Raw genomic sequence first — 12,670 nt, forward strand, 5'->3', positions numbered from 1 at the left:
CTTTGTCAGGGGCGCGGAGGCGGAGCAAGCGGATTCCTCCACCACCGACGGACCGTCTGACCTGTGGTGATACCGGCCGGGCGGTACAGGCGCTCGTGCACCTTGCCCGCGAAGGCCAGCATCTGGGCCTGCAGGGCGCCGGTGGTCGCGGCGTACCGCGGGGTGTCCGCGGGTTCGCGCCGCCCGTCCGTCTCCCCGCGCGCCAGCCACTCGTCGACGTCCTCGATGAGGGCGAGATGACAGGTGTAGATCGCGTCGATCAGATGCGTCACCGCTGCCTGTTCGTCCTCGGCGAGCATCAGGCGCAGCACCCATTCGGCCGCCTGCGTCTCCCTTATGCGGTCATGTACCGCCGCCCGCTTCGCTTCGAGGTCGTCGTCGGTGCCCCGAGGTGTCTGGACGTGCCGGCGCACGATCCGCATCTGGCGCCTGACGGTGTCCACGCTCAGGATCAGGTCGGCGTACGCGGCGCGTTTGCGGACGACCGTCTCGGCCTCCTGCTGCGAGACGAGCTGCAAACGCGCCACGTCGAGCTGCCCGCGGGCGGATACGCGGGCGCTCGACCAGGTGGTGAGGGCGCCGGCGATCGCCCCGCCGGCGCCCAGAGCCGCGCCGACGACCACCGCCCACTGTCCGTCCATGGAGCAGACGTTAGGCCGTGCCGGGCCTGCCGTAGGGGCTGTTCGCGGTTTTTTCCGGCCCCTACTCGTCTCCCTTGGCGTCCGCGTCGGCCGCGGCCGCCGCCGACTCCGCCGCGCCGACCTTCTGCTCCATCTGCTGCTCCGTGCCCGAGGGCGCGTCCGGCTTGGCGGGGGAGTGGGAGCAGCCCGTGGCGAGTGCGGCGGTCAGGGCCGCCGTCGCCACGGTGTGCAGGAGGGGGCGGACGCGCATCACTTCGTCCCGTTGCGGTTGGCCTCGCACCAGGTAGCCACGTCCTTGAGGTCCTTCTGGCGCTGCTGAAGGGTCGTCACCAACCCCCTGCGGTAAGTGAGTTTGTCGTTGAGGTAGGTCTCGACCGCCGTGTGGCCCTCCTTCTTCGCGTTGTCCACCCGCTCCTGGAGCCGGGCCACCGAACCCACGGTGTGCACACCGCCGTTGAGCCGGCCGAGGGAGCGTTCGAGGCGCGCCGCGACCTTGGGCGCCCGCTTGCAGACGCCCTTGGCGCCGTCGGTCGTGGGCGCCTCGGCCGTGGTGCGCGGTGCCTTGGAGGGGGTGGAGTCGGCGAAGGCGCTGGGCGCGGTGACGGTGAGTACGGCCGTCGCGGCCAGCGCGGCCGCGGCCACCCGGCGGCGGTTCGAGAGGGGTTGGTCCATGGTGGGTGCCTCCTGGTCCACGGGATCGGATCGGACGACCGGAGGCTAGGAAGGCTCTTTGTGGAAACTCTGTGACCGGGCCGCCGTGAGCGTCAGCCAGTCCCGTCGGCGGGGGAGCGCGCCGCCCTGCGCCGGGACGGACTCCGGCAGCCGTACCGTGCAGCGGGTGCCCGTCCCGCCGGGTCCTTCGCCGAGCTCCACGGTCCCGCCGTGCAGCGCGGCCTGCTGGGCGGCCAGGGTGAGACCGAGCCCGGATCCGGTGCTGCCGGGGCCCCGGTGGAAGCGCCGGAACACCTCCTGGCGGGCGTGCGGCGGGATCCCGGGGCCCCGGTCGTCCACGGTGATCAGCACCTGCCCGGCCTCCCTGCGGACGGCCACGGCGATCTCGGCCCGGCCCCGCGCGTCCCTGCCGTGCGCGAGCGCGTTGCCGACGAGGTTGTCGAGCAGGATCCGGATGCCGGGCTCCCAGCAGTGCACCGGCGCGGGCTCCGCGTCCAGGCTGATCGAAGCGTCCGGTGCCCGCCGCCGGGCCTCGGCCACCGCCGCGTCCGCCGGCTCCGCCACGTCGAGCACCCGGAACACGTCCGGCTCCACCAGATCGCCGCGCCCCAGCTCCCGCAGCGCGACCAGCATCCCCAGCAGCCGCGCGTGCTCCGCGCGCAGCTCGTCGACGACGGCGTCGCGCTCTGCCTCGGCCAGCCCGGGAAGGGCCAGCACGTCGAGGTTGGTGCCCATGCTCATCAGCGGGTTGCGCAGCTCGTGCGAGGCGGCCGCGGAGAAGGAGCGGGCGGTGTCCAGGGCCTGCGCGGTGCGGGCGGCCTGCTCGTCGTAGCGGGCGAGGACGGTCTGGAGGGTGGCGGCCAGGTCGTCGACCTCGGTGACCCGGGTCGGCCGGTGTTCGAGCCGTACCGCGCTGGTACGGGGATCGAGGCCCGCCGCGCCTTGCCGCAGCCGGCGCAGCGGGCGGGTCGCGCCGTTGGCGACGGCCCAGGCGAGCAGTGCCGAGAGCGGGGCGGCGAACAGGGCGGTGGTCACCGTCCGCCGTCGTACCAGGCCGAGTTGGGCGCGGCCCGCGGTGTCCGGCGCGAACACCCACAGGGTGCCGGACACCTGCGGCCCCTTCACCGGCAGTGCGTACGCCCGCCAGGCGCGGCCCGCGCCCCGCACGGTCACCGCGGTCTTCGTGGGGTGGGGCAGCGGTACGGACGCGTCGGGCTGCGGGCCGCCGCTGAAGGTGTCGTCGGGTCCGATCAGCCGTACCCCGACGTCGAGCGCCGAGGTGAACAGCCGGCGCCGGCGGTTCTCCTCGGCGGTGGGCCGGTCGTCGGCCGCGGCCCGCAGCAGCGTGCGGGCGTCGTGGGCGATCGCGGTGGCCCGGGTCCGCAGATGGCGGTCCTCCTCGCGGTGCAGATCGCGGGCGACGAGCGTGAGCAGCAGCCAGCCGCAGGCAAGGACCAGTACCGGTACGGCCACGCCCACCGCGAGGGCGATCCGGGTGGACAGTCTCATGGCCGCTCCCGAAGGACGAAACCCACCCCGCGCACGGTGTGGAGGAGCCGGGAAGCGCCGTCCGCCTCCAGTTTGCGGCGCAGATAGCTGACGAAGGTGTCCACCGCGTCGGTGCGTACGTCGACGTCGTACCCCCAGACCCGTTCGAGCAGTTGGTCGCGGGTGAGGACGAGGCCGGTGTTGCGGGCGAGCGTTTCGAGGAGCGCGTACTCGCGGCGGGTGAGGTCGAGCAGGCGTCCGTCGCGGTGTGCGGTACGGGCCGCCGGGTCGATGACGAGACCGCAGGCCCGGACCACCTCGTGGCCGACGGGTGGGCGGCGGCGCAGCAGCGCGTGCAGCCGCAGCACCAGCTCCTGCAGGGCGAACGGTTTGACCAGGTAGTCGTCGCCGCCCGCCTGGAGCCCGGCGATGCGGTCGGCGGTCTCGTCGAGCGCCGACAGCATCAGCACGGGCAGGTCGTGCCCGGCGCCGCGCAGGGCCGTGCACACCTCGATGCCGCTCATACCGGGCATGGAGACATCGAGCACCAGCACATCGGGGGGCGTCCGGCCGACCGCGGCGAGCGCGGCCCGGCCGCCGTCGGCGGTGCGCACCCGGAAGCCGCTGAGCCTGAGCCCCCGCTCCAGCGAGCGGCGCACCGCGTCGTCGTCGTCCACGACCAGGACGTCCCCGGGACGGTTCGGACCGCTCATCCGCCTCACCCTCACTCCGCGCCGCCGCCCTTCGCGGTGCGGCGGCGGGGTCAGGGTACGACTCCTGGCTGTGAGAGCCCGGCCGGAAGGCCCCCGGGCCGGTGGGCGCGGCCTACAGGTCGAGCTGGTACTCGTGCGCGCTGTGCGTCGGCAGATAACCGAGCGTGTCGTTGACGTGCCGCATGTGCGGGTTGTTGTCCGCGGTGTCGGTGAGCAGGCCCGCGAGGTCGGGGTGGCGTTCGCGGGCCTGGTGGATGGAGGCGGCCTTCATCCAGTGGGCGAGCCCGTGGCCGCGGTGCTCGGGCAGGACCGCGGTGCCGTAGTGCTGGGCGTCCCCGGTGCCGTCGCCCGGGACCACCAGCTCGGTGAATCCGACGATCGCGCCGTCCGACTCGTCGACGACCGCGACGGTGTGCAGGATCTCGCCGCGCCCGGCGACGGCCGCGGCGGCGCCCTTCACCCGGTCGAGGTCCCACACCACGGTGCCGTAGTCGATGGCGCCCATCGGCATGTCGTCCATGGCGCGGCGCGAGGCCACGAAGGTGTCGGCGAGCTCGTCGGGCACCGTCCCCTCCCAGGACGTCAGCCGGTAGCCGGGGTGCGGCGTCTCCACGGCCTTGGCCAGGGCCGCGAGGTCCGCGTCGGCCAGCGCGAGCCGGGTGTAGGTCAGCGTCAGCACCTTGGCGAAGCCGCGGGCGGCGAGGAAGGAGTCACCGGGGGAGCCCGCCTCCGTCTGCGCGATCATGCTGCGCCGACCGTCCAGACGCCCCGCCTCGACGGCCGCTTCGAGCAGCGCCGAGCCCACGCCCCCGCGCCGCTCGGCGGGGTGGACCTGGACGTCCAGTTCGGCGAGATGGTCCTGCCCGGGCCGGGTGAACAGCCGCAGGAAGGCGGATCCGGCGGGTGTGCCGTCGGCCCCCGACGCCAGCCAGGCGAGCCGGCGGCTCGCTGCGTTCTCGGCGGGGTCGGTCAGAGCGGTGATGCGCAGCGACAAGGTGTCTCCATCGCGAGAAAGGTGGAAGAGGGTGCGGTCGGGGGTGTGTTGCTCGGCCGCGGGCAGGGCTGGGGCAGCCACGTCGGGCCCCCGTCCCCGACGCCTGATTGCCGTGCGCGCGAGGCGCCCCGCAGCCTACGCTCGCGGACATGACATCACATGATCAGCGGGAAAGCGCGCCGATTACAGCCGCTGAGCAGAAGCTGGTGATCCGTCAGGAGGCGGACGCGGACCACCCGGCGGTACGCGAGGTGCACACGCGCGCGTTCGGGCCCGAGCCGGTGCCCGACCTGGTGGACGCGTTGCGCACGGCACGGGCCCCGCTGACGCCGATGTCCTTCGTAGCCACGCTCGGCGGCCGGGTGGTCGGGCACGTCCTGCTGAGCGCGACCCGGCTCGACGCGCCGCGCCGGATCGTGGACGTCATGTGCCTCTCGCCGCTCGGTGTGCACCCCGACGCCCAACGCCGGGGCATCGGCGCCCGCCTGATCGAGCACGCCCTCGCGGCGGCCGACGAGCAGGGGGTGCCGCTGGTGTTCCTGGAGGGATCGCCGGTGTACTACCGCACGCGCGGTTTCGAGGCGGCGAGCCCGCTGGGCTTCCGCTCGCCGTCGCTGCGCATCCCCGACCCCGCCTTCCAGGTCGCCCGGCTGTCCGCGCACGAGCCGTGGATGACGGGCACCCTGGTCTACTCGGAGACTTTCTGGGACTACGACTGCGTGGGCCTGCGCGACCCCGAGGCCTGACCGGGCCGCGCGGCTCACGGCGGCAGGGCCGCCCGCGAACCTGTCGGCGGCCGGACCTAGGGTGGGAACCCGGGGAAGCACACCGACGGAGGCCCGGATGAAGATCGCTTCGCTGCCCTTTCTGGACGAGCACGAGACGGTGATCGCGGCCGACGCCGACGCCGTCTGGCGCGGTCTCGGCGAGGTTCTGGACCGGACCTCCTCCCGTCGCGGCGCGACCGCCTTCGTACGGCTCCTGGGCGCCGCGGACCGTACCGCCGCCGGGCCCCGGCCCTTCGCCGAGGGCTCCACGGTCCCCGGGTTCCGGGTGGTCACGGCGGTTCCGGGCCGGGAGCTGGCCCTCGTGGGGCGCCATCGCTTCTCCTCGTACGCCCTGGTCTTCCGCCTCGAATCCGCCGGGCCGGGGGCCACGCGGCTGTGCGCCGAGAGCCGGGCCAGGTTCCCCGGGCCGGCCGGAGGCGCGTACCGGCTCGTGGTCGTCGGAACGGGCGGGCATGTGAGGGGCGTACGGGGGCTGCTGGAGGCCGTGCGCCGACGCTCCGAGTAGCCCGCCGCACCGCCGTACACCCCAAGGGCCCGCCGACCGGCGGGCCCTTTCGGCATGCTCGCAGCCGCACTCGGCACCGCACAAAGCCACCCACAACTCCCTTGGCGCGCCTGGGGCCTTGACGCCCCACCTTGACCTTCCTAGTGTTTGCTGCTGCTTAGTTGAGTTCGCTTGTGATCGAAAATGTGCGTGCATGTCGTTGTTTCCCTGTCAGAGAGGGTCGCACCACGATGAGATCCCTTCCTCGCACCCTGCTCGCCGTCCTTCTGCTCTGTCTGTCGTTGACCGCCGTCCCGCAGATGGCCGCCGCGGCGCGCGCCGCTCCCGAGGCCGCCGCCCACACCGACATCACCGTCGACGGCGCGTCCCCCGGCCGCGTCTTCGACGGCGTCGGGGCGATCAGCGGGGGCGGCGGCAACACACGACTGCTGCTCGACTACCCCGAGCCGCAGCGAAGCCAGATCCTCGACTACCTCTTCAAGCCCGGCTACGGCGCCGCCCTGCAGATCCTCAAGGTCGAGGTCGGCGGCGACACCAACTCCACGGACGGCGCCGAGTCCTCCATCGAGCACACCCGGGGAAGCGTCAACTGCTCGAACGGGTACGAGTGGTGGCTGATGGAGCAGGCCAAGGCCCGCAACCCCGGCATCAAACTCGCGGCACTCTCCTGGGGAGCGCCCGGCTGGGTGGGCAACGGGAACTTCTGGTCCCAGGACATGGTCGACTACCTGGTGGCCTGGCTCGGCTGCGCCCGCCAGCACCACCTCACCATCGACTACCTCGGCGGCTGGAACGAGCGCGGCTTCAACGCCGCCTGGTACAAGAACCTGCACGCGACCCTCGCCGCCAAGGGGTACGCCACCAAGGTCGTCGGCGCCGACGACGGGTGGCAGATCGCCACCGCCATGCGTGGCGACAGCGCACTCGACGACGCCGTGGACATCGTCGGCGCCCACTACCCGTGCGGCTATATGTCCGCCATGACCAGCTGCTCGACCACCCCGGACGCGCTGGCCACCGGCAAACAGCTCTGGGCGAGCGAGAACGGCTCCGAGGACGCGGCGACCGGCGCCGTCCCGATGGCCCGGGCCATCAACCGCGGCTATCTGGACGCGAGGATGACCGCCTTCATCAACTGGCCGGTGGCGGCCGCGCTCTACCCCAACCTTGTCTTCAACAGCATGGGCCTGGTGACGGCCAACCAGCCCTGGTCGGGCGCGTACAGCGTGGACCGCAGTGCCTGGGCGACGGCGCAGACCACCCAGTTCACCGCCCCCGGCTGGCAGTACCTCGACACCGCCTCCGGCTACCTCGGCGGCAACCGCTCCAACGGCAGCTACGTCAGCTACGCCGCGCCGGGCAGGGCCGCCTGGTCCACCGTGTTCGAGACGATGGACGCGACCGCCGCCCAGACCGTCACCCTGAAGGTGGCGGGCGGTCTGCCGGGCGGCGCCCTGCACGTGTGGTCCACCGACTTCTCCAGCAACAGCGCCACCGCCCACCTGGTGCCCGAGCCCGACCTCACCGCCACCTCGGGCACGTACCGGCTCACCCTCCAGCCCGGGCACCTCTACACGGTCACCACCACGACCGGCCAGGGCGCGGGCACGGTCACCTCCCCGCAGCGCGCCCCGCTCGCCCTGCCGTACGCGGACTCCCTGGCCGGGAGTGCCACCTGGCAGGAGGCGCGGTACGTCGCGGCGATGAACGGTGCCTTCGAGACGGCGCCGTGCGCGGGCGGCCGCACCGGCCGCTGTCTGCGCCAGCAGGCCCCGACCACCCCCATCCGCTGGACCGACGAGTCCACACCGCAGCCCTACGCGCTGATGGGCGACGTGAACTGGACCGACTACACCGTCCGTTCGGACGTCCTGCTCGAACAGCCGGGCGCGGTCGAACTGCTCGGCCGGGTCGGCACCCAGGGCCGCAACAACAACGGTCTCAACGCCTACCACCTCCGTGTGTCGGACACCGGCGCCTGGTCGCTGCTGCGCACCGACACCGCCTGGTCCTCCACCACCCTCGCGAGCGGTACGGTCACGGCCCCCGGTCTGAAGAGCTGGCACACCCTGGCACTCACCTTCCAGGGCGCCACCCTCACCGCGAAGCTCGACGCGACCACCCTCGCCACGGTCACCGACAACAGCTACGGCGCGGGCCAGATCGGCCTCGGCACCGCGGGCTACTACGGCGCGCAGTTCGCCAACCTGAGCATCACCCCCGGCACGACGGCGCCGCTCGACGGCACCTACCAGCTCGTCAACGCCCACAGCGGCCAGCTCCTGGACGCGTCCGGGCAGGGTACGGCCGACGGCACCCCGATCATCCAGTGGGCGGGCAACGGAGGCACCAACCAGCAGTGGCGGCTCGCCTCGACCGGCGACGGCTACTACACCGTCACCGGTGTGGCCGGCGGCAAGCGCCTGGACGTGCCCGACCGGAGCGTCGTGCCGGGAACCCAGCTGGACCTGTGGGGTGCGAACGGCGGGACCAACCAGCAGTGGCGGGTCACTCCCGGTGCACGCGGCTGCTACACCCTGGAGTCGCGGCTCGACGGCCATCTGGTGGACGTCAGCGGGGGCTCGCTCGTCCTGGGCGCGCAGGTGATCCAGTGGCCCGCGAACGGGGGTGCGAACCAGTGCTGGAAGCTGGTCAAGACGGGCTGATTCGGCGGAACAGTTGACCTCAACTTAACTAGAGGTCGTACGTTCCTCGTATGAGTATGGAAGCCACCGCGTGGACACAGCTCCACAACGTCATCACCGCGCAGCAGGACCGACGTCCGTTCAACCGAGCCACCCTGCGGCGCATCGCTGTGTTCGCGCGGCCCCACCGCCGCCGCATCGCCCTGTTCCTCGTCCTGAGCATCGCCACAGCACTCCTGGCGGTGGCCACCCCGCTCCTCGCCGGCCGCGTCGTCAACGCGATCGTCGGCGGCGAGGAGACGGGGACCGTCACCCGGCTGGCCCTGCTGATCGCCGCGATCGCGCTCGCCGAGGCGGCCCTTGGCCTGGTCGGCCGATGGCTGTCGGCGACGCTCGGCGAGGGCCTCATCCTGGACCTGCGCACCGCGGTCTTCGACCACGTCCAGCGCATGCCGGTCGCCTTCTTCACCAGGACCCGCACCGGGGCCCTGGTCAGCCGCCTCAACAACGACGTCATCGGCGCCCAGCGAGCCTTCAGCAACACCCTCTCCGGAGTGGTCAGCAACCTGGTGACGCTGCTGCTCACCCTCGCCGTGATGCTCGGCATCTCCTGGCAGATCACCCTGCTCGCGCTCGTCCTGCTGCCCGTGTTCGTCCTGCCCGCGCGCCGTATGGGCACCCGGATGGCCCGGCTTCAGCGCGAGGCCGCCGAGCACAACGCCGCGATGGGCACCCGGATGACCGAGCGGTTCTCGGCGCCCGGCGCGACCCTGGTCAAGCTGTTCGGGCGGCCCGCCGACGAGTCCGCCGAGTTCGCCGCCCGGGCCGGGCGGGTGCGCGACATCGGGGTGCGTACGGCGATGGCGCAGTCCGCCTTCATCACCGCCCTCACCCTCGTCTCGGCCCTCGCGCTCGCCCTCGTCTACGGCCTCGGCGGCTACTACGCCCTGCACGGCAAGCTCGAAGCGGGCGCCGTCGTCTCCCTCGCCCTGCTCCTCACCCGCCTGTACGCGCCGCTCACCTCGCTCGCCGGGGCACGCGTCGAGGTCATGAGCGCGCTGGTCAGCTTCGAGCGGGTCTTCGAGGTCCTCGACCTCAAGCCGCTCATCGCCGAGAAGCCGCAGGCCAAGGCGGTGCCGGAGGGGCCCGTCGCCGTAGAGTTCGACGACGTGCGGTTCGGCTACCCCTCCGCCGACAAGGTCTCCCTCGCCTCCCTCGAAGAGGTCGCGAGCCTGGACACCCGAGGCGGCGCCGAAGTGCTGCACGGCGTCTCCTTCCGCGCCGAACCCGGCCAGACGGTGGCCCTCGTCGGCTCCTCCGGCGCGGGCAAGTCGACCGTCGCGCAGCTGCTGCCGCGGCTGTACGACGCCGACGAGGGCGCGGTACGCCTCGGCGGCGTCGACGTACGGGACCTGAGCGCCGACTCGATCCGCGACACCATCGGCATGGTCACCCAGGACGGCCACCTCTTCCACGAGTCGGTCCGCGCCAACCTGCTGCTCGCCCGGCCGGACGCCGTCGAGGAGGAGCTCTGGGACGCCCTGCGCCGCGCCCGTCTGGACGGCCTGGTCGCCTCGCTGCCCGACGGGCTCGACACCGTCGTCGGCGAACGCGGCTACCGGCTCTCCGGCGGCGAACGCCAGCGTCTGACCATCGCCCGACTGCTCCTCGCCCGCCAGCGCGTCGTCATCCTCGACGAGGCCACCGCCCACCTCGACAACACCTCCGAGGCGGCCGTCCAGGAGGCGCTCACCGAGGCGCTGGAGGGCCGCACCGCGGTCGTCATCGCCCACCGCCTCTCCACGATCAGGGCCGCCGACCAGATCCTCGTGGTGGAGAGCGGCCGCATCGTGGAGCGCGGCACCCACGACGAACTGCTCGCCCTCGACGGCCGCTACCAGGAGCTGTACCGCACCCAGTTCGCACGTCCGGGGGGTACACCCGCGGAGCTCGGCTGACGAGGGAGGGGCCCGTCGGCACCGCCCCGCCCGGGGCGGTGCCGACGAGTGGTCTCCTTCTGGTCTACTTCGCGCTGTCCGGGTGGATGTGGCGCTGCACGAAGTCGTAGGAGCGCTGCCCGAACTGCGGGCCGAAGGACACCGAGGCCTTGACGGCCGACGGGAAGTGCACCCCCGCCCAGACCCTGGTCTGTCCGCAGGTCGAGGCGAAGTCCGTCCAGGAGTCGTAGGTCAGGGTGAGGTCCTTCGCCGGGGTGATGCCCGGCTCGATCAGCGACGACCCCGCCTTGCGCGCGATCGCGATGTGCACCTTGTCGCTCCCGAGGAAGAGCCGCGCCGCCTGCGCGTAGGCGTAGCAGGCCGCAGTGGACCCCGACGGGTACTCCGGGTGGTTGGTGACGGGCAGGTAGCTGCGCCACTCGTTGCCGGTGATGTCGTGGACCGTGCCCTTGCCCGGGCCGCCCCAGGCGGTCACCGGGGTGTCGCCGTACAGATACCGGATCGCGCTGAACGGCCGTACGGAGTCGTAGTTCGCCTTCTGCTGCCACACCGCGATGGTGGTGTCGAAGATGGCGATCTCGATGGTCGCGATGAAGTGCACGAACCCCTCGACATCGAGGTGGGCGTCCTGGATCACGGCGTTGCCGGGGGCTTCCGCGAGGGCCATGAACTTGTCGCCGAAGAACTCGGCGGCCATCTTCCGGTAGTCGTTGAGCCCCGCGGACGCCGCGAGGACCTCGTCGGCCTGCTGCTTGTAGGCGCGCTGGTTGTGGTGGTTGCTGTTGACCGGCGGGGGCACGTGGAACCGCGTCGGGTCCTTGTAGGTGTACGGCGTGGTGAGCCGCATCTGCGGGGTCACGAACTTCTGGATCTCGAAGGTGCCGTCGTCGTGCGGGACGACGGCGGGCTGCCAGCGGGAGGGATCGCGCAGCTCGTACGCGGTGTTGACGGGCTCGTACCCGGTGTAGTCCGCGTACGGAGCCTGTTGGCGTCCGCCCTCGTCGCCCAGGCGGTTCATGCCGTCGTGCCACCGCGCCTCCAGGACGCGCCGGGCCGCCAGGTTGCCGATGCCGGCCGCGGTGCGGTTGTTCTCCTGGTGGTCGTCCGGGTCGAGGCCGACCGAGACCATCATCTCCCGCCAGGCCTTGGCGGCCTGCGGGATACGGGCGTTGAAGATGCGGTAGGAGGTGTAGAGAATGGCGGTGTTCTTGTTGCGGTTGGTGCGCTCGGCCGCCGGGCGGCGCCCGAGGTGGGAGGAGATACCGACGGCCGTGGGGTGGTACGGCGCGATGGAGTCGAACCAGGAGGTCTCCAGGAGCATGCCGTAGTCCACGATCAGGGTGAGATCGGAACCGTCCTTGGAGATCACCGTCCGCTCCTGCTCCTGGAGCGCCGGATAGACCACTTCGAGCGCGGCGTTGCCGTGGTCGAAGTCGAACGAGCGCGCCGCGGGGCGGGCCGCCGGCTGGGCCGGAGCGGGACCGGCCGACGCGAGGTTGACGAACGAGCCGAGTAACAGGGTCACGGCGCAGGCGGCCGTCCATCGCCGGAAACGAGAACTCGGCAGCCGCCTCTGGTCCCTCATGGGTCAGTCTCCCTTCGATGGGAATTGGCCAACGAGGCACGGTAGAACCGGGCCAACAGTCGCCGTACCGCGCTATCCGGTCGTGTTGGGGACGGCGCCCCCGCGCCGCCGGACGAAGCCCCGGACAAACGGAGCGGAGCCGCCGAGGAACGCCCGGACCGTCCCCGCCGCCGTCTCGGTCCGCCCCCGCTGACCGGCCGGTACGCGACGTTGGGGCGCGTGTGGAGGCGGGCGGCGGATGTGGAGGCGGGGGCGGTGCTGCGGCCGTCGGCGGCCGCACCCGGCCGTTCGCCGGACCGCCCGGTGACGGCGCCGCCGCGGAAGGGGCGGCCGTCGCACCCGTCGATGGCCAGCCAATAACCACCGCACCAGCGGGATTCGGCCGCATCCGCCACGAATGGCTTGTCCCGGCGGTCGCGGGGCGCGATCCGGTCCTGTAAGGCCAACGGACGGGTCGTCAGCAGCGCGACCCGCCGCTCTCGCGCCTCCGCCGGTCGGGGCGGACAATGGAGACGTCTTGGGAGAACGTCCTGCACGAGGCCGCGACCGTGCCGCTGGGCGAGCTGATCCTCCGTCTGCACCACTGACCTGAGCGAGCCGCCTTCCCACACCCCTCCACCGCACCACTGGTAGGAAACCTTACAATCCGCTACGCTCCCCGGCGGCGGCTTGGCGCGGTGC

Annotated in this window: 11 protein-coding genes; 4 read left to right on the forward strand and 7 right to left on the reverse strand. The window is 72.4% G+C overall.

All coding sequences use genetic code 11. The annotated features are described in order from the left end of the window. Positions 1 to 5: 5 nt before the first annotated feature. The 6 genes from A8W25_RS01815 to A8W25_RS01840 form a co-directional block, all read right to left on the reverse strand. Positions 6 to 641, reverse strand: coding sequence for a hypothetical protein (locus tag A8W25_RS01815; RefSeq protein ID WP_067154648.1), 636 nt, complete (start codon positions 639 to 641; stop codon positions 6 to 8). Positions 642 to 702: 61 nt separating this feature from the next. Beyond that, positions 703 to 891 carry a hypothetical protein gene (locus tag A8W25_RS01820; protein WP_067154651.1) on the reverse strand — a complete coding sequence of 63 codons (189 nt, stop codon included), beginning with the start codon at positions 889 to 891 and terminating at the stop codon, positions 703 to 705. Further along, positions 891 to 1,313, reverse strand: coding sequence for a hypothetical protein (locus A8W25_RS01825; RefSeq protein WP_067154654.1), 423 nt, complete (start codon positions 1,311 to 1,313; stop codon positions 891 to 893). Before A8W25_RS01825 ends, A8W25_RS01820 begins: the two co-directional genes overlap by 1 nt. 45 nt (positions 1,314 to 1,358) lie before the next feature. Then, positions 1,359 to 2,822, reverse strand: coding sequence for a sensor histidine kinase (locus A8W25_RS01830; RefSeq protein WP_067154657.1), 1,464 nt, complete (start codon positions 2,820 to 2,822; stop codon positions 1,359 to 1,361). Beyond that, on the reverse strand, positions 2,819 to 3,514 hold the full coding sequence (locus A8W25_RS01835; protein ID WP_067154661.1) for a response regulator transcription factor: 696 nt from the start codon (positions 3,512 to 3,514) through the stop codon (positions 2,819 to 2,821). Before A8W25_RS01835 ends, A8W25_RS01830 begins: the two co-directional genes overlap by 4 nt. A gap of 112 nt (positions 3,515 to 3,626) precedes the next feature. Continuing rightward, the gene (locus A8W25_RS01840; RefSeq protein WP_067154664.1) at positions 3,627 to 4,508 is read right to left on the reverse strand and encodes a GNAT family N-acetyltransferase; all 882 of its coding nucleotides are present in this window, start codon (positions 4,506 to 4,508) and stop codon (positions 3,627 to 3,629) included. 206 nt (positions 4,509 to 4,714) lie between these two features. Between A8W25_RS01840 and A8W25_RS01845 the strand changes: the two genes are divergently transcribed. From A8W25_RS01845 to A8W25_RS01860, 4 genes are all read left to right on the forward strand, one after another. After that, positions 4,715 to 5,254, forward strand: coding sequence for a GNAT family N-acetyltransferase (locus tag A8W25_RS01845; RefSeq protein WP_079125749.1), 540 nt, complete (start codon positions 4,715 to 4,717; stop codon positions 5,252 to 5,254). Positions 5,255 to 5,351: 97 nt separating this feature from the next. Further along, positions 5,352 to 5,801 (forward strand): hypothetical protein, encoded by a 450-nt coding sequence (locus tag A8W25_RS01850; RefSeq protein WP_067154667.1) that lies wholly within the window; start codon positions 5,352 to 5,354, stop codon positions 5,799 to 5,801. A 230-nt stretch (positions 5,802 to 6,031) separates the two neighbouring features. After that, entirely contained in the window at positions 6,032 to 8,467 is a 2,436-nt protein-coding gene (locus tag A8W25_RS01855) for an RICIN domain-containing protein (protein WP_079125750.1), read from the forward strand. A 50-nt stretch (positions 8,468 to 8,517) separates the two neighbouring features. Beyond that, positions 8,518 to 10,404, forward strand: coding sequence for an ABC transporter ATP-binding protein (locus tag A8W25_RS01860; RefSeq protein ID WP_067154674.1), 1,887 nt, complete (start codon positions 8,518 to 8,520; stop codon positions 10,402 to 10,404). Between the two features lie 64 nt (positions 10,405 to 10,468). Here the strand turns inward: A8W25_RS01860 and A8W25_RS01865 are convergent, their stop codons facing one another. Next, complete coding sequence (locus A8W25_RS01865; protein ID WP_234386110.1) at positions 10,469 to 11,989, reverse strand: DUF6851 domain-containing protein; 1,521 nt, start codon at positions 11,987 to 11,989, stop codon at positions 10,469 to 10,471. Positions 11,990 to 12,670: the final 681 nt, after the last annotated feature.

Source organism: Streptomyces sp. ERV7 (genome assembly GCF_001653515.1).
GTDB lineage: Bacteria > Actinomycetota > Actinomycetes > Streptomycetales > Streptomycetaceae > Streptomyces.